Origin of the sequence: Alkalilimnicola sp. S0819 (assembly GCF_009295635.1) — a bacterium.
Lineage (GTDB): Bacteria > Pseudomonadota > Gammaproteobacteria > Nitrococcales > WHIW01 > S0819.
On record NZ_WHIW01000021.1, the window covers coordinates 1 to 25,989 of the forward strand.

General features: G+C 64.4%; 16 protein-coding genes. 1 reads left to right on the forward strand and 15 read right to left on the reverse strand.

Annotation, left to right across the window (positions count from 1 at the left end; translation table 11 throughout):
* Positions 1-421 precede the first annotated feature (421 nt).
* From GBG68_RS13250 to GBG68_RS13310, 13 genes are all read right to left on the reverse strand, one after another.
* On the reverse strand, positions 422-1,822 hold the full coding sequence (locus tag GBG68_RS13250; RefSeq protein WP_152148150.1) for a restriction endonuclease subunit S: 1,401 nt from the start codon (positions 1,820-1,822) through the stop codon (positions 422-424).
* Positions 1,819-3,795, reverse strand: a complete 1,977-nt coding sequence (locus GBG68_RS13255; protein WP_152148152.1) for a type I restriction-modification system subunit M — start codon at positions 3,793-3,795, stop codon at positions 1,819-1,821. The genes GBG68_RS13250 and GBG68_RS13255 overlap by 4 nt, the downstream gene beginning before the upstream one ends.
* A gap of 63 nt (positions 3,796-3,858) precedes the next feature.
* On the reverse strand, positions 3,859-4,221 hold the full coding sequence (locus GBG68_RS13260) for a hypothetical protein (RefSeq protein WP_152148154.1): 363 nt from the start codon (positions 4,219-4,221) through the stop codon (positions 3,859-3,861).
* Positions 4,222-4,232: 11 nt separating this feature from the next.
* Positions 4,233-5,225: a hypothetical protein gene (locus GBG68_RS14480; RefSeq protein WP_226801803.1), complete on the reverse strand. Its 993-nt coding sequence runs from the start codon at positions 5,223-5,225 to the stop codon at positions 4,233-4,235.
* A 204-nt stretch (positions 5,226-5,429) separates the two neighbouring features.
* Entirely contained in the window at positions 5,430-6,203 is a 774-nt protein-coding gene (locus tag GBG68_RS13270; RefSeq protein ID WP_152148156.1) for an enoyl-CoA hydratase/isomerase, read from the reverse strand.
* On the reverse strand, positions 6,200-7,450 hold the full coding sequence (locus tag GBG68_RS13275) for a beta-ketoacyl synthase N-terminal-like domain-containing protein (RefSeq protein ID WP_152148158.1): 1,251 nt from the start codon (positions 7,448-7,450) through the stop codon (positions 6,200-6,202). The genes GBG68_RS13270 and GBG68_RS13275 overlap by 4 nt, the downstream gene beginning before the upstream one ends.
* Positions 7,431-7,676, reverse strand: a complete 246-nt coding sequence (locus GBG68_RS13280; protein ID WP_152148160.1) for an acyl carrier protein — start codon at positions 7,674-7,676, stop codon at positions 7,431-7,433. Before GBG68_RS13280 ends, GBG68_RS13275 begins: the two co-directional genes overlap by 20 nt.
* Before the next feature lie 12 nt (positions 7,677-7,688).
* The gene (locus GBG68_RS13285; protein WP_152148162.1) at positions 7,689-8,942 is read right to left on the reverse strand and encodes a hydroxymethylglutaryl-CoA synthase family protein; all 1,254 of its coding nucleotides are present in this window, start codon (positions 8,940-8,942) and stop codon (positions 7,689-7,691) included.
* Positions 8,942-10,198, reverse strand: a complete 1,257-nt coding sequence (locus tag GBG68_RS13290) for a cytochrome P450 (RefSeq protein WP_152148164.1) — start codon at positions 10,196-10,198, stop codon at positions 8,942-8,944. Before GBG68_RS13290 ends, GBG68_RS13285 begins: the two co-directional genes overlap by 1 nt.
* A gap of 123 nt (positions 10,199-10,321) precedes the next feature.
* Entirely contained in the window at positions 10,322-11,110 is a 789-nt protein-coding gene (locus tag GBG68_RS13295; protein ID WP_193222343.1) for a 4'-phosphopantetheinyl transferase family protein, read from the reverse strand.
* A gap of 5 nt (positions 11,111-11,115) precedes the next feature.
* Complete coding sequence (locus tag GBG68_RS13300) at positions 11,116-12,369, reverse strand: cytochrome P450 (RefSeq protein ID WP_152148168.1); 1,254 nt, start codon at positions 12,367-12,369, stop codon at positions 11,116-11,118.
* Positions 12,370-12,372: 3 nt separating this feature from the next.
* Entirely contained in the window at positions 12,373-13,638 is a 1,266-nt protein-coding gene (locus GBG68_RS13305; protein WP_193222344.1) for a cytochrome P450, read from the reverse strand.
* Positions 13,631-14,473, reverse strand: a complete 843-nt coding sequence (locus tag GBG68_RS13310) for an FkbM family methyltransferase (RefSeq protein ID WP_152148172.1) — start codon at positions 14,471-14,473, stop codon at positions 13,631-13,633. Before GBG68_RS13310 ends, GBG68_RS13305 begins: the two co-directional genes overlap by 8 nt.
* Positions 14,474-14,798: 325 nt before the next feature.
* On the opposite strand from GBG68_RS13310, the gene GBG68_RS13315 reads away from it, so the two are divergent.
* Complete coding sequence (locus tag GBG68_RS13315) at positions 14,799-15,824, forward strand: hypothetical protein (RefSeq protein WP_152148174.1); 1,026 nt, start codon at positions 14,799-14,801, stop codon at positions 15,822-15,824.
* A gap of 117 nt (positions 15,825-15,941) precedes the next feature.
* Here the strand turns inward: GBG68_RS13315 and GBG68_RS13320 are convergent, their stop codons facing one another.
* Both GBG68_RS13320 and hhe read right to left on the reverse strand, forming a co-directional pair.
* Entirely contained in the window at positions 15,942-19,829 is a 3,888-nt protein-coding gene (locus tag GBG68_RS13320; protein WP_152148176.1) for a DUF3683 domain-containing protein, read from the reverse strand.
* Between the two features lie 309 nt (positions 19,830-20,138).
* Positions 20,139-25,592: a DUF4011 domain-containing anti-phage protein Hhe gene (hhe, locus tag GBG68_RS13325; RefSeq protein ID WP_193222345.1), complete on the reverse strand. Its 5,454-nt coding sequence runs from the start codon at positions 25,590-25,592 to the stop codon at positions 20,139-20,141.
* Positions 25,593-25,989 lie beyond the last annotated feature (397 nt).

A 25,989-nucleotide genomic window follows, 5' to 3' on the forward strand; every position in this document is an offset into this window, starting at 1 on the left:
TTCACCCGACTGCCGGCGGCGACGACCGAAGCCGATCTCGACGCATTGCTGCCTTGGCGTCAGGCGCAGAGTCTAGCGGTGCGCTTCGCCGACCTGTAGGTGGGGTTGGTGGAGCGCTTACGAACCGACCGTTTGGAAGCCGCGCGGCGGCTCCCAAACGGCGGCTCAGCTCAGACGTTGAGCTGCCGCTGGATAACCCCGCGGTCGGCGGTCGGCGGTCGGCACCCCGGTGGACGATCATCTGCGCAGTTTCGTGCTTCGACGCTTCCCGCACTCGATCATTTATGCCGTGGCCCAAGAGACACTGTTCGTTCTAGCCGTAGCGCACAATCGGCGGAAACCGGGATATTGGCGCGAGCGAGGGAGCCGCTAAGCAAATTCAAGCGGGTGCGGCCGTAACGCAAGCCGCTTCCGTTCGGGCTTAGTCGTGCAGCTCTTCCGAGATCTCAGGCGCCTGTGCCGCTTCAGCGCCCGGCTGCCAGTTCCGGACGTCTACCTTGCCGGTGACCGCGGCGGAGATGAGGGCGGTGCGGTGTTCGCGGAGCAGTTTTATGCTCGCTCTACATTTATCTTGCAGAGTAGATAGGTGTTCGGTTAGTCCTTGTATCCGCGCAGAAATTTCTCGCTGTTCCTGCGGGGGTGGCATTGGAATTAACAGGTGCCGCAGCTGTTCAGCAGTGAGATGGTTAATGGTCGTGCTCGTACCAGAACCACTCAATATTCCCTGCTCCGCAAGTAAACGTAGAACATGCTGCAGATACTCAACCAGTGCAAAACTCCGGCTGCGCACTCGATGAAGCGCCTTTTGGTAAAAACACTCAAATTCCGAATGAGACCATATTGCGCACCGACCAATGTCGCCACCCTCACAAACGAGCAAATCTCCCGGTTTTAAGCTATATCGCAGGCGATCAAGCGGTGAAAAATCCATCGTCGGCAAATTATTTACGTTTATTTGCCCCCATTGAACATCCGTATTCCTCAGATAAGGTGCTAAGAAACGCCCAGTAATGCGGCGCTGGTCTAGCATCTTCCCCAACTGCACCTCATACCACCAACCTATTCGGCCCACGCCCCAATGCGCCGGCACCTCCCCCAGCCACTCGACGCCGCTGTCCTTCATCGGCGCGTCGGGGTTGAGGCCCTTGGTCACGGCGTGGGAGATGACCGCCTGGCGCTTCTCCGTGAGCAGCTCGATCAAGCGCTGCTGCTTGGCGATCAGCCGGTCGGTCTTGGCGGTCTGGTGGTCGAGGAATGCGGCGATGGTGCGTTGTTCATGAATAGGCGGAAAAGCGACTTTCTCGGATAGATATTGGTCGCTGTCGATGTTCTGGATACCCGTAGACTGCTTTATGGAACGGTAATTAACCCTGCCGGCGTATAGCGAGGCATGGAGATAACTCAGAAACCGTGAGTCGTACTCCGCAGCGGGCGTCATCTTGGCAATGAAATTAGCCGTGACTGCAGGCAACGACCGATCCCAACTAACGACGGCGCCCACAAGCTGCCTATCTCCACCCCCAGACTTCTCCAACAACAGGTCCCCGCTCTTCAATGCGCGGGAACGCAGTTCTTTGCTGGAGATATTGCGCAGTGTCAGGTTTGCGTCTTCGGTAGACACGCGGAATCGTTCACGATCGAAATCGGCCACACGGATCACAGGCGTGTCGTTTTCATCACCTTGCGCCTCGTCGCCCCACACGCCGTTGCGACAATCGAGCACGCTTCGCTTGAGCTGTGCCAATACCCAGTGAGTCGGCACGTCACCTATCCAAGGCAAACCAGTGGTCTTGTATTTGGGATAACCGCTATGGCCGCTCATACAGCGACCTCATCCAGAAGCTGCTGAATCTCCCCACTCAATTCCTTCAACTCCCGATCAATCTCCTCCAGCGGCCGCGGCGGCTCGTAGCGGTAGAAATGCCGGTTGAACGGAATCTCGTACCCCACGACACCCACCTCCCCGTCCTTCGGGTCGCGCTTGGCTTGGTCAATCCAGGCATCGGGCACATGGGGCAGGACCTCGCGCTCGAAGTAGGTCTGCACGCTCTCGGCCAGCGGGACGTTCTCGTAGTCGCGCAGCTCGGGATCCGGCTCGGGATTGCCCTGCTTGTCCAGGCAGACGTCGGCGGCTTCGTCCCGTTCGGAGAGCGCATTGAGCACGGCTTTCAGGGCGGGCGCGCCGAGTTTGAGCTCTTGGGTCTTCAGGGCGGCTTTCAGGTGCTTGGTGAAGGCCTCGCGGTTGCGGTAGACACGGTCCTCGTCGAGCCGTTCGCAGGCGGCGAGCAGGCGCACCTGGTCCAGCTCGGGCAGCTTCTGGACAGGCTTTTCCTCGCGGATGCGGTGCAGGCGCTCGGGGCTTGCCTGGAAGTTCAGCCGCAGGGGGCGCTCCACGGTGATGCGTCGGTAGCCGAAGTCGCGGGTGTCGAAAAGCTTGCTCGCCTCGGTGGCTTCAAAATCGCCGTAAAGCCGGACGATGGCTTCGATGTCGGCATCCAGCAGCAGCTTGCGCTTGCTGCCCAGGGAGCGGCGCATCTTGCCGAAACGCTCGGTGGCGTTGATCAGCTGCACCTTGCCCCGGCGCGCCGGGGGCTTGTGGTTGTTGAGCAGCCAGATGTAGGTGGCGATGCCGGTGTTGTAGAACATGTCGGTGGGCAGGGCGACGATGGCTTCCAGCAGGTCCTGCTCCAGGATGTGGCGGCGGATCTCCGATTCGCCGCTGCCCGCGCCGCCGGTGAAAAGCGGCGAACCGTTGAGGATGATGCCGATGCGCGCGCCGCCCTGTTTGGCATCCTGCATCTTGCTCATCAGGTGCATGAGGAACAGCAGGGAGCCGTCGGAGACCCGGGGCAGGCCGGGGCCGAAGCGGCCCCGGTGGCCCTTGAGCTTGTGCTCGTCGCCGACCTGGCGCTGGACCTTCTTCCAGTCCACGCCGAAGGGCGGGTTGGAGAGCATGAAGTCGAAGTGCTCTTCGGCGAGCTGGTCGTCGGAGAGGGTGTTGCCCAGCTTGATGCTGTCGACGCTTTGGTCCTTGATCAGCATGTCCCCCACGCAGATGGCGTAGGACTCGGGGTTGAGCTCCTGGCCGAAGAGCTTCACGCGGGTATCGGTGCTGATGCTCTTCACGTACTCCTCGCCTTCGGAGAGGAACCCGCCGGTGCCGGCGGTGGGGTCGTATATCTTGATGATCTTGCCGGGCTGGAGCTTCTCTTCCTGGCCGGTTAACACCAGCGAGGTGGTGAGGTGGACGATGTCCCGGGGGGTGAAATGCTCGCCGGCGGTGTCGTTGGAGGATTCGGCGAACTTGCGTATCAGCTCCTCGAAGACCAGGCCCATGGTGTAGTTGTCCACGGCCTTGGGGTGCAGGTCGATGGCGGCGAAACGCTGGACCACCAGGTACAGCAGATCGGCGCTGTTGAGCTGGTCGAGGAAGTCGTCGAAATTGAACTGATCGAAGATGCCCCGCGCGGCCGGGCTGAAGGACTGCACGTAGCGGGCCAGGTCGTCGAAGGTCTGGGTGTCGGAGAGGCTGCCCAGGCTGAGCTGGGAGGTGTTGTAGAACTGCTGGCCGGAGGCCTTGAGCAGCAGTTTGTCGGCCAGTGCCTCGGGCTGGCCGCGGGTTTGCTCGGCGGTGCGCAGCACTTCGTCCTTGCTGGGCTCCAGCACGCATTCCAGGCGGCGCAGCAGGGTGAAGGGCAGAATCACCCGGCCGTACTGGGACTGCCTGAAATCACCGCGCAGCAGGTCGGCGACGGACCAGATGAAATCGGCGAGGGAGCGGAAGTTTTCGACCATGGGGCGGGCTGCTCTTGTACTTGTTGGGTCAGCCCGCCAGTTTGCCATGTCGGGGGCGGTGTTTTAATGGCTGTTTGGCAGGATTCCAAAACTGTCCAGCAGGGCAAGCACTATCATCAGCGTGGTGGATGGCACGAACGTCCAGAAGAACAAATGTGCCATGACAATGTCGTAGCGGGTGGCATGCTGTCTGAGCACTCTCGCGTCCGCCCAGAACGCGGATAGGCTTCCAGCGTGTAATTTGTCGAACAGGCTGACCGGCAAGACCAGCGCCTCGGCAACATTGAAGATGCGCCAACCGCTGATCAGTTCAATCCCCATGCGCTTTCGGATGTCGGCGGTTCGGCTAAGCCGGCGGACGGTTGTCCGCCCGAAGATCACGAAAAACACCCAGCCGACGAGCACACCCAGGGCGAAGAAACCCAATAACATCACCTTTAATTCCACAGTTCCCGCACTCCACGCATAATGGCGTCATACCACGAACCCGCGCCGTCTCGGACTTTTCCATTTACCACAATGGTCGTAGTGGCCGTGGCCCCAACCACGACCGCACCTCCCACCAACAAACCTACCCATCCTATGGGCGTTGCCATGACGAGCAGTCCCAGCGCCATGCTTCCGGCTTTGGCCGTCATACCACCCGCCGCTGCTCCCAGCGCAAAACTCGCCGACTCCACAAACATCTCCCGCTCCCACTCGCCGCCAGCCTGGTAACTGTTGTGGATCTGCCCCACCCCGGCGCCGAAATCCACCACCGCCAGCCCGTTACCCAAGTGCTTCGCGTACCGGGCGTACTTCACCAGAGCATGTGCCTCGGCCTGATTACTCACATGCAGCTTGCTCACCCCACGGCTGCTGGTGGCGATATTCAGTGCACGCTGAGCATTGGTAAGCGACAGGCCTCGGCGGCTGCGCACTCGTCGGCGGATCATGTCCAGTTCCAGTCCGAACGAACGCTGCATCTCGGCGAAACGTTTATGGGCATGCTCCTTGGCCATGCGCCGAATCGCGCTGGAGGCATCCACTTCCACGGCCTTGCGGTAGCGCATCAAGGCATCCTGATAATTCGCCACCGCCCGCGTGAAACCGTCAATGCGATTGGTGTACACGCCGGCGGCAGCACTCGCGCCAGCTGCCTGGTAGTCCCGCAGACGGCCCATCAACTCGGCCAGGGCCAGGGTGGTATCGGGGTCGTGGGTTTGTGCGAGTTCGCTCAGGTTGCGCAGATCTTTGGGGGGCGCGAGGCGCAGGGTCGCGAGGATGGCCTCGTCCCGTGGCGATGGGGCGGTGCCCAGCAGGTAGGGGCGGTCGGCGTTGATGCGGTTCGCGGGCCGGCGGCCGGCATAGAGCGAAGGCGATTGAGCCGAGCAAGCGGTATCCAGAACGGAGGGAGGCAGGGAGCGGGTGCTCAGGAGCACTTCGGTCATGGGAACATCCTTGTTGTTCGTGTTGTGTGCAAGGGGCTTGTCGGCCTCGGTTGGAACGCTTTTCCGTGCGTGCCGTGGGGTCGGGGCCGAGGGGGAACTTTAGCAGCCGGGTGGGTGGGGTCAATGGTTGGGGGGGGGGCGGGGATCCCGGGTTCCCGCCTTCGGCTCCACCCGGGCTACGCGGGGCCGGGAGCCGGGTACGTCCTAGGGCTCCCAGGGGAACTTGCCCTCGGTGACATAGCGGCGGATGTTCTCCCGCAGAGCCGGATCGCCGAACAATGCGCGATTGGCCGCCAGGGCCAGGGGCTTTTGCCGCTGCAGGTCATCCTCCAGCTCGCCCAGGTACGCCTTGTAGCGGGCCAGCGCCTGCCGGTCCAGATGCCGCAGCCGCAGCAGATGCTTGCGCAGGGCCCCTTCCACCGACGCCTCCATCACATCCACCAGCCCCCAGCGCAGCGCTTCCTCGGCGGGCAGCGGCCGGGTGCTGAGGGTGAGGTAATTGGCCTTCTGCACCCCGGTGCGTCGAATCAGGAATGGCAACACGCAGGCCGGGTACAGGCCGAACAACAGCTCGGAGAGGCTGAAAACCGCGCTGTCATCGGCCAGCACCATGTCCGAGGCGGCGACGAAACCCACGCCGCCGGCGTTCACCCGCCCCCGCACCACGCTGATGCTGATGAAGGGGCCGCGCGCCAGGCGCAGCCACAGCGCATAGAGCGGTTCCGGATCGGGCACCTCGGCACTGTCCGCCAGGGCCTCGAAGTCGCCGCCGGCGCAGAACACCTCCGTCGTGCCTTCCAGGGTTAGCACGGTCACCGGAGGCTCGCCGTCGCTGCCGTCGGCCTGCTCGCAATGATCGAGCAGCGCGGCGAATTCCTCGATCATCCGGGCATTGATGGCATTGCCCGCCTCGGGGCGGTCGAAGCGCACCCGGCACACGCCTTCGTGGAAGCTCACATCCAGCGTTTGATAATTCATCCCCGCTCCCCCGGCACCCGCAACGCCAGCGCAGTATTAATGCCGCCAAAGCCGAAAGAGAGTTTCAGGGCATGGCGCACGGCCTGCTCCCGCGGCTCGCCGCGCACCCAGCGCAATGCGGGGTCCAGCGGATTGTCCAGATTGCGGGTGGCGTGCAGGCGGCCATCGCGCATCTGCAGGGCCACCGCCGCCGTCTCCACCGCGCCCGCGGCGCTCAGACCGTGGCCGATGAGGGACTTACTGGCATTGATCCAGGCGCCGGCGAGGCCCGCCTGGCGGTATAGCTCCAGCTCGGTGTCATCACCCCGCGGCGTGCCCGTGGCGTGGGCATTGATGTAGTCGATCTGCTCGGGCGCCAGGCCCGCCTGGGCCAGGGCCGCGGCCAGCACCCGCCGCTGCCCGGCGGCTGAGGGGTTGGTGCCTCGCTCGCCGTCCACCAGCTGGGCGCCGCCCGCCACCGCGGCGTAGCCCTGCCCCGCGGGCACGCTATCGCTGCGCTGTATCACCAGCGCGGCGCTGGATTCGCCGTAGATGAAGCCATCACGGTCCCGGTCGAAGGGCCGGCAGGCCAGCCCAGGCTGGCCGGCGTAGCGCTCGGAACCCAGTGCGCCCAGGGCGCGCATGCCCTGCAGATCGAACATCGAGACATCCTGCAGGGCGCCCAGGGCGATGCAGGCGTCCACCCGGCCCGATTTCACTGCCGCCACGGCCTCCAGCACGGCCAGGGTGCCGCTGGCCGAGGCGCCGCCCAGCGTATGGGCGAAACCGCGGATGGGGAAATGGCCGCAGCACACGGCGGCCAGATCGGTATCGAAGAAGCCGTAACCGTGGCGCGGCGGCAGAAAGGCCAGCCGCTCGGCATAGGCCTGCCGGGCGAGCATCTGCTCACGGGATTGCAGATTGGCGCCGCCGACGATCAGGCCGATGCGCTCGGGTTCAAGCGCCGCCAGACCCGCCTCGCGCCAGGCCTCGTCCAGCACGGCCACGGCCACCTGTGCGCCCAGCCCGGCACTGCGGGCCACCCGCGGCGCCAGCAGGGCCGGCACCTCGGGCAGTTCCACGCCGATGAACGGGGCGCCCGCGCCCGAACCTTCGGGGCATTGCCGACCCGGGCGGCGCAAGCGATCGAAGGCATTCTCGCCGCCGTAGAGGCCACGGCGCAGACTGTCCTTGCCGAAACCGAAACCGGTGGCGACGCCGATGCCGCTGATCAGCGGCGCGCCGGGATCAGGCGGCAAGCCGGGCATGCAGCAGATCGGCCAGTTCACCGAGGTTGCGCGGGCCGTGTACCTGGACCAGCGGGATACGCAGATCCAGCGCCTCCAGGGTGGCGACGATCACGTCCTTGCGCTCTATGGAATCCACGCCCAGGTCCGCCATGGCATCGTCCCGGCCGATGGGGTGATCTTCCAGCTCCGGCAGCACCGCGCGGATCTCGCGGACCAGCAAGTCGAAAATCTGTTCACTGTTCATTACATCCAATCCTTACACCCAGCGGTAATTGCGGTGATAGCCCTCGATGGAATCCAGCACCAGCCGTCCACCGGTCTGATAGGCCGCCCAGGCACCGGGGATCAGCTGCTGATCCAGCACCGCGTCCCGGGTCCCGAAGCGCACGGCATGACCGCCGCGCAGCAGGGTCTCATACTCGTCCATGCTCAGCGGGTAGCGCTGATCCAGCGCCCCGTCGATGTCCATGGCCCGCAGCCGCGCCTGGCCCTGGGCATCGGCCACGCCGCTGAAAAACTCCGAGCAGCAGCCGGAGCCGTAGGAAAACAGCCCCAATCGCCGGGGTGCGGTGAAATCACCGCTGGCCAGGGTGCCGGCCAGGGCCAGGAACACCGACCCGCCGGCGGTGTTGCCAACCCGCTTGCCGTAGCTCAGGCTCGCCGCCATGCGCTGTTCGAAATCCGCCTCGATCTCGGCGGGCTTCGCCTTGTACAGGGCGCGCATCAGCTGGCGATGGGCGCCTTTGACCATGCCACCGAAGGGGGTGTGGAAGCACAGGTAATCGAAGGTCTGGCGGAAATCCGCCTCTTCCACCCGACGGGCATAGTCACGCCAGGCGCCCTCGCAGCAATCCAGATAGGCCATCAGGGAGAGATCGGCGTCCCCCGCCTCGGTATCGGGCCCCGGGCGGCAGGTGTCCATGACCTCGAAGGCATGGTTGCCGTAGGCGCCCTGATCGATGCGCAGCACATGGGGCGTGTCGCTGACCAGCATGGCCACGGCGCCGGCCCCGGAACTGGGCTCGGAATAGGCCCATTCCTCGATGGCGCCTTCGTCGGCCAGGGCGAAACGGGAGATATCGGTGGTCACCACCAGGGCCTTCGCCCCCGGCGAGGTGCCGGAGAGCAGGAAGTTCACGGCCATCTGCAGCCCCGCCGCCCCCGAGTAACAGGCCTGCTTGATCTCGAACAGCCGGCAGTTGGGCGCCAGGTCCAGGTAGCGGTGCAGCCAGGTGCTCAGCGACTTGCCGAAATCCATGCCGGACTCGGTGCAGGCCACCACCAGCTCGATGCGGCCGCGCTCCGCCTCGTCCAGGGCATCGAGCAGGGGCCGCGCGGCGTTCACCGCGAAGGTGACCGGGTCCTCGTAGGGCAGCGCCACGGTTTTCTCCTGCATCAGCAGGTTCTCGAAGCGGGGCATGTCCAGGCCCCGGTGGGTGCAAAGCTCGCGCACATCCAGGCAGGCCGCGCCGCCGTAGACGTTCATGGCCTCGATGCCGACCGCAACCATCAGCTTTCTCCCCCCACCCGTACCGGTAGCCGCGCCAGGCCCCGGGCGTTCATGCGATCCAGGCGCCATTGCGGCGCACCGGCCAGTTCCAACTGCGAATACCGATCCAGCAGAGCATTGAAAGCGATATCCGCCTCCAGTCGCGCCAGGGGCGCGCCGATACAGAAATGCGCGCCGCCGCCGAAGGTGAAATGGGCATTGCTACGGCGCGCCAGGTCCAGCTCATCGGGACGCTCGAAGCGTGCCGGGTCCCGATTCACCGCACCGATCAGGCCGATGACCGGGGCGCCGGCGGGTATGCGCACATCGCCCAGTTGAAAGTCCTCGATGGCCACCCGCAACACCATATTGCCGCCGGGCTCGTAGCGCAGGAATTCCTCGATGGCGGTGCGCATCAATTCACGCTGCGCTCGCAGCCGCTGCAATTGCTCCGGGTGGCGCAGCAGCAGCATCAGGCCATTGCCGATCAGGGTCACGGTGGTCTCGTGGCCGGCGATCAACATGGCCACCAGATTGACCAGGGTTTCCTCCTCATTGAGCACGCCCTCATCGTTGGCGCGTATGGCCATGTCCATCAGGCTCTCGCCGGGGGCCTCCCGGCGCTCAGCCAGGTGTCCGCGCAGGTAGTCCTTGAACTCGGTGAGCGCGCTCAGCGCCTCGCGCTTCTGCGCCTGGCTGATCATGATGTCGCCGATGCGGATCAGCGCATCGCTCCAGCGGCTGATCTGATCGTCCATGGCGGGGGGCATATCGAACAGCTCGCACAGCACCCGCAGGGGCATGGGCCCGGCGTAGGCCTGGATCATCTCCACTTCGCCCCGCTCCGGCATGGCCGCCAGCAGCTTGTGCGCCTGCTCCACGATCATGGGTTCCAGGGCCTTGGTGGGCCGGGGCTTGAAGGCGCACTCGTAGACCCCGCGCATGCGTCCGTGATCCGGCGGATTGGCGTTGATCATCTGGGCGTGGAATTCGCTGAACAGCCGGTGACCCAGCGGATCGCGCTCGCGGTATTCCGGCGTGGCCCAACCGTCGCGCCACAGACGGGTGTCCCGGCCCATGCGGGAGGACTTCACCACCCGGGAGAAGGCCTCGTGGCCGAGGACGAAATACACGCCCGAGGCGGCATCGAAATGCACCGGCCCCAGACGCTGCAGGCGGCACAACTCGCCGTAGGGCTGTTCGAGAAAGGCCGGGTCGGAGAGCATCGCCCACCAGTCGATGCCGGCGTCGGGGGCGGTATGTGGTGTCTCGCTCATCCAGCCTCCCGCCGCGACGGGGACGCTGCGGCGGGGCGGCCGGGCTTGGCGATGGGGCACTCAGACATGCTTGGCTCGTTATCTTGTTGGGCTGAGATCAACAAAGCATAAAGCCCGGAGACCTCATGGGAAAGGCGCCGAACCGCCCAGGCACTCCGCCACGACCTGATGCAGATGCACGGCGCGGGGCCGCGCGGCGGGTGTGCGCAGCGCCAGCGCCATGAGGTGCTCGGCGGTGGGCCGGTAGCGCTGGAAGCACCAGCGCTCCGGCCGATCCTCGATCTGTGCCGAAAACCGTATGGTGAGCGGCTCGAGTTCGAAGGCGAAGGCATCCAGCGGCAGGGAGAGCCCCAGACCCACGGCCTTGATATAGGCTTCCTTGAGCGTCCACAGGGTGAGCAGCGCTTCGTGCCGGTCGGCCTCCGGCCGGGCGGCTAGCCAGGCACATTCCGAGGGCGCGAAGTAGCGATCGGCCAGCGCCAGACCGGGCGGCCTGCGGCCCAGCCATTCCACGTCCACGCCCACGTCCTGCTCCAGGCTCACGGCGACCGCCGCCAGGCCGCGGGTATGGGACAGATTCACGCGGTAGGGCGGCACGCCAGGCGCCGGCACCAGCTCGGGCTTGCCGTAAACATTGAGGCTGAAGCGCAGATCCGGCGCGCCCAGCCCGGTGAGCGCGGAGAGAGTCGCCCGCAACAAGGCATGGGCCGCGATGTAGGCGCGCCGGTCATGGTCGAAGTGGAAACGCGCCGCCCGCTCACGCTCTGCCGCGTCGAGCAGTGCTTCCAGGGCCGGCCAGCGGGCCTCGGGCACCGTCTCCAGCGGCAGATGGCCCAGGTAGGCATCTCCCAGGGCCAGCGCTGACCGTATCTGCCCCGGCTCCGCCCGCGCGGCAAGGGCACGGGTTTCCATCCCGCTCATCCGCGCTGGCGACTGCACCGCATCGGCAGGTTCCGCAGGCCTCGCTGATTGGTGCGATCCGACCACCAGACCGGCTCCCCGGCCAGCTCGATCCGCGGAAAACGCGCCAGCAGGGCCTCGAAGGCGGCACTGGCCTGCATCCGCGCCAGGGCCTTGCCGATGCAGACATGGGCACCGCCGCCGAACACCGAATGGGCGTTCGGCTTGCGGGCCACGTCGAACACATCGGGGTCGTCGAAGCGGGCCGGATCCCGGTTGATGGCCGGCACCAGGCCGATCACCAGGGAGCCGGCGGGCATGTGCACCCCGGCGCAGCGGAAATCGCTGATCGCCACCCGGAGAATGAAATTGAGCGCCGGCTGGTAGCGCAGCATCTCCTCCACCGCCGGGCGCATCAGCTCAGTGTCGCCGCGCAGCCGCGCCAGCTGCTCGGGATGCTCCAGCAGGGACAGCATGCCGTTTCCCAGCAGGGTCACGGTGGTCTCGTTGCCGGAGATGAGCCCGAGCAGGTTGTTCAGCGCTTCCTCCTCGTCCAGCGCGCCGTGCTCGCAGGCGGCCAGGGCCAGGCCGATGAACCCCTGTTCGGCGCCGGCCCGATGCGAGGCCAGATGCTCGCGCAGGTAGGCCTTGTAGGCGCGCAGCGCATCCAGCGCCTCCTGCTTTTGCTCCGGCGACATCATGATGTCGCCAATTTTGAGTAGCGCCGCGTTCCATTGCGCCAGCTGCGCATCCATCTCGGGGGGAATCTCGAACAGATTGCGCACAATGCGCAGCGGCAGGTGATTGGCGAAGGCGCTCATGAAGTCCACGGGCGTGTCGTCGGGCACGGCCTTCAGCAAGCGGCGAACCTCGGCCTCGATCATGGGCCGGTGCCGGGTGAGCGAGGCCGGGCGCAGGGCGTCCTCGAAGACGTCGCGCATGCGCCGATGATCCGGCGGATTGGCATTGACCATCTGGCGTTGGAACTCGCTGAACAGCTGATAGCTCAGCGGATCGCGCTCCTCATTGCCCGGCCGACTCCAGCCATTGGTCCACAGCCGGGTATCGCGGCCCATCTCCGGCGCCCGGGTCAGGCTGCGGAAGGCCTCGTGCCCCAGCACGAAGTAGATATCGGAGCCCGCGTCGTGGTGTACCGGTGCCTGCTCGCGTATCCGCTTGAGCGCCGGAAAGGGGTCACGCAGAAAGTCCGGATCGGTGAGCAGGGCCCACCAGTCGATCCGGGCGGGGGCGTGTTGCGTTTGCGTAGTCATTGATCAGTACCCGAAGCGCACCGGGAATTCGTTGAGCCCGCGCTGATCGCTGCGATCGGTCCACCACACGGGCTCGCCGGCCAGCTCGATGCGCTGGAACCGATCCATCAGGGCGTTGAAGGCGACCTCACCCGTCATCCGCGCCAGCGCCTTGCCGATGCAGATGTGGGGGCCGCCGCCGAAGGCGGAGTGGTGATTCGGCCGCCGGGTGATATCGAAGGCGTCGGGATTCTGGAAACGGGCCGGGTCGCGGTTGATCGCACCCACCAGGCCGATGGCCAGCGAGCCGGCGGGGATCACCACATCGCCGCACTGGAAGTCCTCGATGCCGGCACGGGGAATCAGGCTGCTGCCGGGCTCGAAACGCAGCATCTCCTCGATGGCACGGGGCATCAGCTCGCGCTGGGCGCGCAGCTGCTCGAACTGTGCCGGGTACTGCAGCAGGGAAAGCAGGCCATTGCCCAGCAGCGTGAGCGAGGTGCGGCTGCCGGAGATGAGCATCACCACGTTGTTGACCAGCTCTTCCTCGTCCATGACGCCGGCATCGGCGGCCGCCAGCGACAGGCCGATGAAACTGTCCTCGGGGTGCGCGCCGCGATCGGCCAGGTGGTCGCGTACATAGGCCTTGAACTCGCTCTGGGCCTGCTGGGCCTGGCGCTTCTGCGCCGGCGTCATGACGATGTTGCCCAGCCAGCTCAACGCCGCGATCCACCGGGCGATCGGCTCGTCCATCGCCTCGGGGATGTTGAACAGCCGCAGCGATATGCGATGAGGCAGCGGATTGGCGAAGGCATTCATGAATTCCACCGGCCGATCCGCCGGCAGCTCATCCAGCAGGCGCCGGCACTCTTCCTCGATCGTGGCCCGGTGGGCCATCATGCTGCGCGGGTTGAAGGCCTTCTCGTAGACGCCGCGCATGCGCCGGTGATGCGGCGCATTGGCGTTGATCATCTGCGGCTGGAATTCGATGAACAGTTCGTAGGTCTCCGGGTCGTTCTCGCGGTTCTCGGGGCTGCTCCAACCCTTGGCCCAGAACCGGGTATCCCGGCCCATCTGTGGCGTCTTGGCCATGGCGTTGAACTCACGGTGGCCGAGCACGAAGTAGATCTCGGAGGCCGGATCGTAGTGGATGGGCGAGAGCTCCCGGATCCGATTCAGCTCGGGATAGGGGTTGGCGAGAAACTGCGGGTCGCTCAGCATCGTCCACCAATCCACGTCGAAGGACGGCGCGCGGGTGTCGGCGAGGGTTTGCTCTTGTTGTTCAGACATGCTGGAAATCCTGGGGCCGGTGGGCGTAGATATGGAACACGGGAGCGCCACCCTGGGCCATGGGGTGGTCATCGACCACCGTGCGGTAGCCGCGCTCCTCGAGCTCGGCGCGCATGCCGTGCAGCTCTTCCTCGCCCCGGTGCACCTCCACCAGCAGCTGGCGGATGCGCGGCCAGAGCGCCGGGGAGATACCGTCGAGCACCGCGCGCTCCTGCCCCTCGGTGTCGATCTTCAGCAGGTCTATGGTGTCGATGCCGTGGCGGGCCACCACCCGCTCCAGAGTGTCGACCTCGGCGGTCACGGCCTCCTTGCGGAACAGCCGGTCGATGAAGGCCTCGTCGTCCAGGCGCTCATGGGCGCCGCTGCGATCGATGATGGCGCGGATCTCCTCGCTGGCGCCTTCGCCGAAGAGCAGATTGCGCAGCCCCTCGGCGAGCCGGCCGCCGGTCTCCGGCTCGCCGTTGGACAGGGCCGAGAGCCCCGGAAAATAATCGAATTCGAGCTGCCCCGGCGCGGCGCCCAGGGCCATCTGGTGCACCTCGACCGGCCCGCCCATGCTGGCGGCATTGCGCCGCAGGGCCTCGAAGGCGCCGGGCATGGGTTCGAAGGCGAAGATACGGGCCTCGGGGCAGAGATCGCGCAGGCGCAGGCAGAAGAGACCGATATTGGCACCCACGTCGAAGTAGACGCCGTCGGCCGGCAGGCTCAGGCCGTGGCGGGTCAGATCGTCCGAGACGATCTCATGCCAGCCGAAGCCGACTTCGTAGGCGTTGACGCAATGAATATTGCGTCCGTCCGGCAAGGTCGTGCTCGGACACTCTTCGATCTGCGACATCGGCTCGCTCCCCCGTGCATTATTGGCGCTCCCGGCGGAGCATTATTGTGAAAGCCTGCGCGCAGCATATGTCAGGCAGCCCACCGCCCGCCAGCCATGCCGAACCTCGCCGCTCATGGCTGCGCCCCGGCCCAGGCCGCACCGCAGAACTGGACCGAGGCCCGTGTTGCTCCCCTCCGACTTGCGATAGCCCACCCGGCGGGCGACTTCCAGGCGTGCCCGCTCATCGAGGCTGCGCTAGATTCCACCCTCCCGGCGCCCCCAGAAGACAAACATGCAAGTGTCCTGCGTCGCGGTTCCCGGCACTCGCGCAACGAGAACAAACATGGACAACAAGAACAGACCCTACGCCGCCGCTTGCTTTCTTCGCATGGTTTTTCTGGCCCTGCTGGGTGCTCTCGCCAGTGGTTGCGCCACGACTTATCAAGTCGATCCCAAGCTGGTCGCGGACTTCGAGCCGGAAATGCAGCCGGCGGACGACGAAACCCTGATCTACCTCATTCGCCAGGATAACTTCCAGGGCGGCGCACGCGCCGTCTGGGTCGCCCTCGACGAGGAGGTCGTGGGCAAGGTCGGCTCCGGTGAATACACGGTATTCAAGACCAAAGCCGACGTGCATACCGTCAACCTGGTGCAGCAGCGGGTGGGCTTCGGCTACCAACCGGTGGACGACCGGGCCGGCAAAACCGTGTTCCTGTACTTCGCCATCCCGGAAGGCATGAGCGAGGTGGATGCGGACCTGGGCAAGTCCATGGTGATGCAGACCCGCCGCGCGGCGGACTACACCGACTCGGCACCGAACCAAGGTCATGACAACGGTCTGCTCAATCCGGGCCGCCTGGGCCTGGAAACCATGGTAGAGGCCGATTCCTCTCTGGAGCCTGATGCGGACAGCGCGGTGCTTACCGTGTTCCGCGACAAGGACCTCATCGGTCAGATCCCCTTCGGGATCTGGCACGAATCCGGCTGGCTGGGGGATCTGCACGGGCAGCAATACACCCAGACCCGTCTTGAACCCGGCACCCATCGTTTTCTGGCCCTCGGCGAGAGCTATGCGGCGCTGGAAGCGGAATTGGAAGCGGGCAAGGAGTACTTCATCCAGCTGCATGTGGGCATGGGCTGGAACGAAGCCGATCTGGATCTGAACCCGATCGATGGCGCCAACGAGCGGAAGCGTCTGCAGAGTGTGAAGGCAGAGTACAGCGCCGTGCGCCCCAACACCGAACTGACTGCGCAACGGGTTCTGCAAGTCCGTTTCGAGCGGGCCGGACACTACATTGAGCGGGCGCTGAGCGAAATGGAAAGCGGGAAGCTGGAAGCGACGGTGCTGCGTCCGGAGAACGGCCTGTAAAGGGCGGTCTTTAACCACGGTTCCGGCCAGGGGCTCTGCCCTGGCCGGAACCTCTCGAGAGGGATCCCCGCTGCCCGCTCGCCGTCAGGACGAGCCGAGCGCAAGCTCAACGCCGCCTTAGAGCAGCACCTTCTCGATACCGCCCCGCTTCGCCCGCTCGATGAAGTCGCTCTGCCAATCCTCGCCGAGCAGCATGCGCGCCATCTCGATGACGATGTAATCGGCATCCACCCCGGTGTCCTCGGAGTAGCGGGACAGGCCCTGCAGGCAGGCCGGGCAGGAGGTGAGCATCTTCACCTTGTTCTTCTCCGCCACCGGCGCGCCGCTGATCTCGAGCAGATCGTTGTTGATCTCCTCTTCCTTGCGGTAACGCACCTGGGTGGCGATATCCGGGCGCGCCACGGCGAAGGTGCCCGCCTCGCCGCAGCAGCGATCGTTCAGCTTCACCTCGGTGCCCATGAGCTGGTTGACCACATCCTGGGGCTTGTAGGTCTTCATGGGCGTATGGCAGGGGTCGTGGTACATGTACTGGGTGTCCCCCGCCCCACCGTCCACCCGGTAGCTCTTCTCCAGCAGGTATTCGTGGATGTCCAGCAAGCGACAACCGGGGAATATCCGCTCGAATTCGTACTTCAGCAGCTGATCCATGCAGGTGCCGCAGGAGACGATGACCGTCTTGATGTCGAGATAGTTCAGGGTGGTGGCCACCCGATGGAACAGCACCCGGTTCTCGGTGGTGATCTGCTTGCCCTTGTCCACATCGCCGGCGGAGGTCTGCGGGTAGCCGCAGCAGATGTAGCCCGGCGGCAGCACGGTCTGGGCGCCGGCGTGGCTGAGCATCGCCATGGTGGCCAGGCCAATCTGGCCGAACAGGCGCTCGGAGCCGCAGCCGGGGAAGTAGAACACCGCGTCCGAATCCTCCGTGACCCTGGCGGGGTCCCGAACGATGGGCACGACCTTGTCATCCTCCAGCCCCAGCTCCGCCCGGGCGGTCTTTTTCGAGCCGGTCTTGGGCAGCGGCTTTTTCACCATGTCCACGACCTTGACCGGAATGCCCAGCAGGCCAGCCTTGCCGGTGGTCTTGCGGGGGCGGTCCTGGACGCCGGTGTCCACCTTCGGCTTGGTCAGGCCCACGGCCTTGGCCACGCTGTGGCCCAGACGCTGGGCGCCGTAGCCGTACTGGATCATGCCGGTGCGCATGGTCTTGATGGCGGTGGCGTCCTTGATGTTCAGAAAGCTCATGGCCGCGGCGGCGGCCGGGTTGCTGCGCCGCTGGCCGCGCTCCTTGAGGATGGAACGCATGCGCACGGTGACGTCGCCAAAATCGATGTTCACCGGGCAGGGGTTGAGGCAGCGATGGCAGATGGTGCAGTGATCCGCCACATCGTTCATCTCGTCCCAGTGCTTGACCGACACACCGCGCCGGGTCTGCTCCTCGTAGAGGAAGGCCTCGATCATCAGGCCCGTGCCGAGGATCTTGTTGCGCGGGGAGTACAGCAGGTTGGCCCGGGGCACGTGGGTGGTGCATTCGGGCTTGCACTTGCCGCAACGCAGGCAGTCCTTGATGTCCTCGTTCAGCGCCCCAAGCTCGCTGGCCTCCAGGATCAGCGCTTCCTGCTGCACCAGACGAAGACTCGGGGTGTAGGCATTGGTGAGGCCGGAACCGGCCAGCAGCTTGCCCTGGTTGAAGCGCCCCCGGGGGTCGACCTTCTGCTTGTAGCCGGTGAAGTTGTCCACCACGGCCTGATCCAGGTACTGCATCTTGGTGATGCCGATGCCGTGCTCACCGGAGATCACCCCGTCCAGCCGGTTGGCCAGCGCCATCACCTCGTCCACGATCCGCTCCGCCTCGTGCATCATGGCGTAATCGTTGGAGTTGACCGGGATGTTGGTGTGCACATTGCCATCACCCGCGTGCATGTGCAGGGCGACGAACAAGCGGCTGGAGAGTACCTGCTGGTGGATCTCGTCGAGCTTGCGACGCACCGGCTCCAGGTCCCGACCGTCGAAGATCTCCTTCAGCGGCCGCTCCAGCTCCGCACGGTAGGACAGGCGCAGGGCACGACGCAGCAGCAGCTGGATGAGGGTGTCGCCCTCGCGTCGGTCGGCCCGGGCCCTGTCGTCCAGCAGCGCGTCGAACTCGCCGGCATCACCGTCCAGGTTGTCCAGAATCCCGGCCCAGCGGGCCTGCACCTGATCGAGCCGGGCAAGCGCCGCGCGCTGCTTGGAATGCAGCTGCCGGTCCTCGCTGCCCTCTTCCAGGTCGCCGGCGAAATCCGGGCGGTCCTTGAGCTCGGTGATGGGCGCGGCGAGGTACTCGCGCAGCGCCGGAATCATGGCGAGCTTGTTCCGGGTGGACTGCTTGATGTTGATCCGCTCGATGCCCTCGCTGTACTCGGCGAGCTTGTCCAGCGGGATCACCACGTCCTCGTTGATCTTGAAGGCGTTGGTGTGGCGGGAGATGGCGGCGGTGCGGGAGCGATCCGCCCAGAAGGTCTTGCGCGCTTCCGCCGATACGGCAATGAAGCCTTCACCGTTGCGGGCATTGCACAGGCGCACCATGCGCGAGGCGGCCGCGGCGCAGGCGTCCTGGTCCTCGGCGCCGATGTCGGCGATCAGCACCATCTTCGGCCGCTCGCCTCGGGCGCCCTTGGGGCTGTAGCCCACGGCGCGCACGTAGCGCTCGTCCAGATGCTCCAGGCCCGAGAGCTTCACCGCGGTGTCTTTCTTCAGGTCGTCGATGATCTCGACGATGGCGGGCACGGCCTCGCGCAGGTCATCGCCGTAGAACTCCAGGCAGACGGTGCGGATGTGGGCGGGCATCTTGTGCAAAATGAAGCGCGCCGAGGTGATCAGCCCGTCGCAGCCTTCCTTCTGCACCCCGGGCAGCCCGCCCAGGAACTTGTCGGTCACGTCCTTGCCCAGGCCCATCTTGCGGAACAGCCGCCCGGGGAAGCTCATCACCTCCGGTTCGCCCTTCACGGTCTTGCCGTCGGCGGCGTAGCGGGTAACCCGAAAGCGCACGGTTTCCTGGTCGTGAATCTTGCCCAGGTTGTGTTCCAGGCGCTCCACCTCCAGCCATTCGGCATCGGGGGTAACCATGCGCCAGGAGACCAGGTTGTCCAGGGTGGTACCCCAGAGCACGGCCTTCTTGCCGCCGGCGTTCATGGCGATGTTGCCGCCGATGGTGGAGGCATCCTGGGAGGTGGGATCGACCGCGAAGATCAAGCCGTGCTTGCCGGCCAGGTCCGCCACCCGGCGGGTAACCACGCCGGCGCCGCAGCGCACGGTGGGCACTTCCGCCGCCACACCGGGCAGCGGAATGCGCTCCACCGCGCCCAGGTCTTCGAGTTTCTCGGTGTTGATGACCGCTGAATCCTCGGTGAGCGGTACGGCACCGCCGGTGTAGCCGGTGCCACCACCCCGGGGAATCACCGTGAGGCCCAGTTCGAAGCAGGTGGCCACCAGCGCGGCCATTTCCTCTTCGGTATCCGGGGTGAGCACCACGAAGGGCATCTCCACGCGCCAGTCGGTGGCGTCGGTGGCGTGGGAGACCCGGGCCAGACCGTCGAAGTTGATGTTGTCCTTGCGGGTATGGGCGCGGAAGGCCTTGAAGGCGCGCTCCCGGCGGCGCTCGGTGGCGGGGAACCAGGCGGCGAATTCGCGCACCGCGCGGCGGGCCTGCTCGGCGAGGGCCAGGGCTTCCTCGTTGCCCTCGGCGCGTTCGACGATCTGGTCCAGGCGATGATTCATGGCCCCGACCAGCGCCTCCCGGCGCTTGGCGTTCTCCAGCAGGTCGTCCTGGATGTAGGGGTTGCGGCGCACCACCCAAAGATCGCCCAGCACCTCGAAGAGCATGCGCGCGGAAATCCCCGTGCGGCGGCTCTCGCGCAGGCGGTTCAAGGTGTTCCAGGCCTCCTCGCCCAGATAGCGGATCACGATCTCGCGATCGGAGAAGGAGGTGTAGTTGTACGGAATCTCGCGAATACGGGCGGTGCTGGACATGGGGTCCTGTCGAGCTGCTGGAGAAGGAGTGCGGATGATAGCAGGGCCACCACGAGTTCTACAGCGCCGGGGCCGGCAAGGAGCCCGGCGCGGCTCGTTGCGTAGAATGAGCCAAGGCAGCTGGCGAACATAACAGTCTGCTCCCACCACGTGCGCCGACCGAGGAAGGCCCAGTAAGCTCCCCCGTCAAGTAGACAGCTTCAAACTAAAACCCATGGTGTAGGGGGTGAAATGCTCGAGCGGTGTGCGTTCGCCCAGAGCGTCGTGCGGCCGCTCCCCGTTGTATTCGATCAGGCGCACTAGGCGGATTCATCCACTACCACACTTTGGCCCAGGGGCCTCTTCGATAATCGCCAGCACCCGCCCAAGATAGCCGCGGCCTTCGATGGTGGACGTGGATTGCCGCAGGTACGGCGGAATGAGCTCGAGGAACTCCGACTTAGACGTCGGTCGGTATTCAACAAAGGCCTCTAGCATCGCAGGGCGTAAGAGCCGCTCGGCCTCTGGCGTATCCGGTAACTCTTTGCGAATCACTTCTACGTCGAAGGCATGAAGCCGGTCAGCGAGACCAGCCTCGGTAGCAGCGTACTCGGCCACGGACTCTTCTTCGGCATCAAGGCTTTCGACGAGGCTCGCGATCTCGTCAACCTCGACGCCGTGCTCCGCTTCGGATAACGGCGTGGATTTAAGGGACTCAAGTTCGCGGAGGATCGGGATGATCTCCGCTTCCGGGTTCTTGTACCAGTCCGTCGACCAAATCCGCCGAATACGCCAGCCGAGCCCTTCCAGGATCTCTTGCCGAAGCCGGTCGCGGTCGCGCACCGATTTCGCCGAGTGGTAGGTGGCGCCGTCGCACTCGATTCCCATCAGGTAGCGCCCCGGATTGCCAGGATCTTTGACGGCAAGATCGATGTAGAAGCCGGCGACGCCTACCTGCGGTACACTCTCGTAGCCTGCTCGACTCAGGGCCGCAGCTACTGCCACTTCAAAATCGCTGTCCGGCGCTCGGCCGGTCACGTGCTCCATCTGGGGTAGCACGCCGCGCTCGGCATATGAGAGGAAATCCTTGAGCGCACGCACGCCGCGCTTGGAGTTCTCACCGACCACGATGTCATCGGCGACCATTGAGCTGAAGATGTGCATACGCCGACGCGAGCGGGTAAAAAGCACGTTCAGACGCCGCCAGCCCATGTCCGAGTTAATCGGGCCGAAGCGCTGCGGGACTCGAGCTCCGACTTCCTGCGGGCCGTAGGTAAATGAGATGTAAATAACGTCGCGCTCATCGCCCTGGACGTTCTCCAGATTCTTGATGAACAACGACTCGTCGCGGCGAGCATCGCGATCTAGCGCGGCTTGGAAGGGCGCATCGTCTTTCGCGAACACCTCGACCGCGCGCTCGATCTGTTCCCGCTGATCAGCGCTCATCGCCACCACGCCGAGCGTTTCGTCGCTCCGGTTCAGCAGGTGACTACGCACTGCTTCCGCCACCGCCTGTGCCTCCTCGAGGTTGCGGCGATTGACGAAACGTCCTCGCTTCACGCGCACGAATTTTACGCCGTGGTCGCGGGATGCACTGTGTGGCGAGGGGAAGAGCACCAAGTCCCCGTCGTAAAACTGCCGATTCGAGAAGGCAATTAAGCTCTCGTGCTGCGAGCGGTAGTGCCAGCGCAACCGGCGTGCCGAAAACATCGGCAGGGTGGCATCGAGGATGCTCTCGGACTCCTCAAGGGTGGTCGGATCGTCCTCGTCCTCACCCACCAGACGGTCGAAGAAGCTCGTCGGCGGTAACTGTTTCGGGTCGCCGACCACCACCACCTGGGCGCCACGGGCAATTGCGCCCAACGCATCCTGCGGCTTGATCTGCGAGGCCTCGTCCATCACCACCAGGTCGAACTTGATCCCCTCGGGTGCGAGATACTGGGCCACCGACATCGGCCCCATCATGAAGCACGGCTTGAGCCCGACCAGCGCCTCCCCGGCGCGCGCGATCAACTGGCGAATCGGCAAATGACGCTTCTTCTTGGCACACTCGTGACGAAGTAGCGCGAGGTCGGTGAACCCACTAACCCGGCCAGTGCCATTCCCATCGGGGATTTCGCACTGAGCAATCTGCCACGCGATCTTCTCGCGCTGAAGACGCTTGAGCTTATGGTCGTAATCACGGAACTGCTGCTGCAGGCCTTCTTGGTTACGACCGCCGAACTCAGCAAGCTTCGGCGTCTCAACCAGGATCTCCCGCGCAAGGCAGTCGGATACGGCGAGGTGGTACCCGTCCGCGACCGCCTCGACGGCTAGTTGGCCGCGCTCGAGCGCCAAGGCGAGCCGCCCAAAACCCGCTTGTTGCACGCTGTGGCGCAAGCGCAGGTAATCGAGCCAGTTGCCCAACCATCGCACGTTGGTGAGCGCACGTTCGTTGCGCGCCTGCAAACTCTTAAGATCGTCACCGGCCTCGCCTTGCCAGGCCTTGGCATCAAGGTCGACCGCCCGCGCGAAGACACCGCATGTTTCCGCCTCCTGGGTCAGCGCCTGCTCGAGACGTAGTCGAAGATCACTCAAGCGCGCAAAGCGCTCGGGGGTAGGGTCGCTGTATATCACCTCGACAAGCGCTCTCGATGACAGCTCTTCAGCAACGATCTTGGCGAGCGCGACTGTTCGGCGAATAGCGTCAATGCGCGCCGCCGCCCCCTGTAGATCGCTCACAGCTGCGACCAGCGTTCCGACATCTGCTTTGAGCGCGCGACGCTCGGCCACGAGGCGGCCTCGCTCCGCAAGTTGCCGCACGAGGCCAGCAAGCTCACCCAGCGAGAAGTCCTGCCGGTCGGCAAGTGGCGCACAGGCCTGAAGTACCTGTTCGAGACTCGAGATTGCGGCAGGCAGAACGCCGCTGGGACCTATGAGCGGTATCGCCCCGCGCGCAAGGCCTTCAATACCGGGCAACATCTCTTTGAGCCGCGTCATGAGCACCAGAGCCTGTTCCGTTTGGCGCAACAGCCCCTGCTCCTGCTGTGCTCGGAAGGCTTTGGCGAGACTGCTTGGCATGTCGAGCAGCGCTTCACCTAAAGCCGCCTTGGCACCGAATCCGACCCCATACGCCTGCCGAACCTGGCGATACCACGCGCGCAGCGCTGCGACGTCCGCATCGGGCGTCTCAAGTCCTTTAAAATGGTCGCCAAGCAGCTCTTGCAGGCGCACATCGCCGTCGAACTCGCGCTTCTCCCGCACAAATTCGACCAGTCTGGGCAGCTGTTCCTTGAGCTTCGCGAGCGGTACCTGCGCCTTGCCCAAAACAAGAGTTTGCTGTTTAGCTTGCCGCCAATCACGGCGCAGCCACCGGAACATGCCGCCAGCAATAAGCGTGGCGTATAGTTGATCGAGCGAATCGGCCTCTGGTAACCCGTCCATTCGGAAGTAAGGCGAGAGCTCGTCACGGACCTCGCGCAGACGAGCCAGGGTCTCCGTGAGCTCAGGCAGCACTTCATCCAGCTCGTCAGCATCGAAAAGCTCATCCCGGTGGCGCCATAACGCCGGCTTCAGCTCGCCGGCGATTTTTATGAGCTGAGCGAGCTCCTTCAAGCCGGTTTCATGGATACCCAAAAGCTCGCTAGCGCCTGCGAGCTTTGTGAGTTCATCAACCGGTGCAAGGAACTCCTGCAGATCATCTTCGAGCCGCTTTAGATCCCGCAGCAGATGAGCCGCAGCTTCGAGGCCAAGTTGCTCGCGAACGCCAAAGCGCCGCAGAACCTGCTCAGCCTCGTGTAGGCGCTGATACAGCTCCCGATCCGTCGCCAGGTCCTGCCCAATCTTTTGCACCACCGTGCGGTGCACGGCCTGAAGCTCCTCGTTGATTGCCAGATACTGCTGCGCGGACGTCAATCGATTACCCTGCAAGTCGGGCAGGCAGGAAAGCCGCTCGTCCCCAGTGAGCTCAGGTAGCCGTTTGAGGTCGTCCCGCAAACCCTTAAGCTCAGTGAGCTGACCAGGTAGAGCTGCCGCATCGAGCTCTAGTACGTCGGAAAGGACAGACGCGAGACCGGAAAGAGCGCCGAGCGCCTCCTGCCAGGCACGCAGATCGGTGCTCACCCTATCAGCGTCGAAAAACTGCAAGCGAGGGTTTGAAACTCCAAACCAGGGATGGCTCTGCAGAGGGGATCCCTCGGTAAGCTGTGCAAGTATGTCGATGAATAGTTTGCCGAAGCGCTTGATCGTATCGAGACTCTCGCGGCGCACGCCAGCACCGAAAGACCGCCCATCTAGGCCCTCCGGGTGTATGTCTGCTGGATCGATCTCGGGCAATCGCTCACGGTATCGCGTTGCCGCCATCAAGATCTCGTGGATCGTCTGGCCCGTGCCTTTCCAGGGCTTGTTGACCAGTTCGGCGTGTCGGCGGAGCTGATCTCGTAGAGAGTTATAGCGCGCGAGATCGGCGTCGATCTCCCTCGGTGGGCGGATGCGCTCCTGTTTGGCTAGGCGCTGCCCGATCTCATCGAGGACTTTCCGCTTCTGCGTCTTGTGGCTGTGTAGCTCTAGACAAAAGTCGCCAAGACCGGCTCGATCAAGACGCCCCTTGACAACTTCAAGGGCCGCCATTTTTTCCGCCACGAACAGAACACGTTTCCCCTGCGCGATCGCCGCGGCAATGAAGTTTGTAATGGTCTGCGACTTGCCTGTCCCTGGAGGTCCTTCGATAACCAGGTTTTTGCCCTGCAGCACGTCTACCAGCGCGCTGTGCTGAGAGCTATCGGCGTCGTCGATCAACGGATATAGTTCATGAACGTCAGGGATGTCGTCGATGGCATGCTCATCGCTGAACCCTCCCGCCGATTCGGCTTTATCCTCGGGCGCCGCCCCGAGAAAACGGGCAACTACGGGATGGCTGGCTAGGGAAGCCTCCTCGGGCCAGCGTTGCGGATCAAGATCAAGGTACATCAGCAGCTTGCTGAAATTAAGCAGTGCCATCGTACCGAAGCGCTTGAGCCTCCAGCGAGGCTGATGGTCGTCGATCAGTGCCTGCACCTCAGCAAAATAAGCTTCCGGCGCAGTATCTTCATCCAGTTCTGGGAGTGCTAAACCGAAATCGACACGAAGTTTCTCGCGCAGCGAGAGGTTGGGTAGGATGTCCTCGTCGATATGGCTGACGGTGTACTCGTAGGTCCGCGTGGCGCGATTGATCTCGCCCTTGTGAAGACAGATCGGCATCAACACCAGCGGTGCAAGCCGCGCGACATCGCTGTTGGGGCTTTCGTACCACTCAAGAAAACCAAGCGCGAGATAAAGAATGTTCGCGCCCGTTTCCTGGAGCGCGGTTTCTGCCTTGCCGCGCAAACCGCGCAGCCGAGTCTCGAGCTCGTGTGGGAACAGGAGGGTCTGGATCGCGTCGTCTTTGTGCTTCACCGCATCAACTGGTGCGCCGTGCGGCTCAGGCAGCTCATACTGGGGTACGAGCCCGAGCCAGCGGGCCCACTGTTCAGCGATCGGATCTTTCTTAACCCGTTCCTCGCGCCCCTCCTCGTCGATGGTGATATAGCCGGCGTCGATGAGCTGTTGACGGGTCGGCTCCGGCACCGGGATGAGACGAAGCCGTTTTTCGCTCAGCAGCACCTCGTGGAGCTGATTTGGCAACTCGTCAATGATCCGTAGGCTGCCGGTCTTGCTGTGCTTAAAGTTCAGCAGCCGATTGCGGCTACTTAGGTCCAGCAGGCGGATTCGCAGGTTCTCGAGAGCCTGTAATCTCAAGTCGGCCTGTTGAGTTCCATGATCCCCCATCCTACGCGGCTCCATTCTATTTATTACTTGCAACAAGGCCTGCGACCCGTCTATTAACCACACGCGATGTTACCAAACTCTAATCGCCCTAGAGCGCCGGCGATCTGTTCCCGGCGCCCTTTTCGCATTTGCCACAATGACGACAGGGAGTAAATGTCGGATCCCTGATGATCCCGTCAGTTCCGGCACCCGGGAGACAGGTCGAAACTAGAACCTTCTGGCTAACTACGCCGGTAATCCCCCCCATTTTTGGCAGCCGCCAAGAGTAGAGGGTATGTAAGCGCTCCACCAACCCCACCTACAGGTCGGCGAAGCGCACCGCTAGACTCTGCGCCTGACGCCAAGGCAGCAATGCGTCGAGATCGGCTTCGGTCGTCGCCGCCGGCAGTCGGGTGAA

Bases quoted from the DNA above. Each gene is read 5' to 3' on its own strand.
- GBG68_RS13280 (WP_152148160.1), bottom strand. From the start codon at position 7,676: ATGAACAGTGAACAGATTTTCGACTTGCTGGTCCGCGAGATCCGCGCG.
- GBG68_RS13290 (WP_152148164.1), bottom strand. From the start codon at position 10,198: ATGAGCGAGACACCACATACCGCCCCCGACGCCGGCATCGACTGGTGG.
- GBG68_RS13320 (WP_152148176.1), bottom strand. From the start codon at position 19,829: ATGTCCAGCACCGCCCGTATTCGCGAGATTCCGTACAACTACACCTCC.
- GBG68_RS13255 (WP_152148152.1), bottom strand. From the start codon at position 3,795: ATGGTCGAAAACTTCCGCTCCCTCGCCGATTTCATCTGGTCCGTCGCC.
- GBG68_RS13295 (WP_193222343.1), bottom strand. From the start codon at position 11,110: ATGGAAACCCGTGCCCTTGCCGCGCGGGCGGAGCCGGGGCAGATACGG.
- GBG68_RS13305 (WP_193222344.1), bottom strand. From the start codon at position 13,638: ATGTCTGAACAACAAGAGCAAACCCTCGCCGACACCCGCGCGCCGTCC.
- hhe (WP_193222345.1), bottom strand. From the start codon at position 25,592: ATGGGGGATCATGGAACTCAACAGGCCGACTTGAGATTACAGGCTCTC.
- GBG68_RS13300 (WP_152148168.1), bottom strand. From the start codon at position 12,369: ATGACTACGCAAACGCAACACGCCCCCGCCCGGATCGACTGGTGGGCC.
- GBG68_RS13250 (WP_152148150.1), bottom strand. From the start codon at position 1,822: ATGAGCGGCCATAGCGGTTATCCCAAATACAAGACCACTGGTTTGCCT.
- GBG68_RS14480 (WP_226801803.1), bottom strand. From the start codon at position 5,225: ATGACCGAAGTGCTCCTGAGCACCCGCTCCCTGCCTCCCTCCGTTCTG.
- GBG68_RS13310 (WP_152148172.1), bottom strand. From the start codon at position 14,473: ATGTCGCAGATCGAAGAGTGTCCGAGCACGACCTTGCCGGACGGACGC.
- GBG68_RS13315 (WP_152148174.1), top strand. From the start codon at position 14,799: ATGGACAACAAGAACAGACCCTACGCCGCCGCTTGCTTTCTTCGCATG.
- GBG68_RS13275 (WP_152148158.1), bottom strand. From the start codon at position 7,450: ATGCCCGGCTTGCCGCCTGATCCCGGCGCGCCGCTGATCAGCGGCATC.
- GBG68_RS13285 (WP_152148162.1), bottom strand. From the start codon at position 8,942: ATGGTTGCGGTCGGCATCGAGGCCATGAACGTCTACGGCGGCGCGGCC.
- GBG68_RS13270 (WP_152148156.1), bottom strand. From the start codon at position 6,203: ATGAATTATCAAACGCTGGATGTGAGCTTCCACGAAGGCGTGTGCCGG.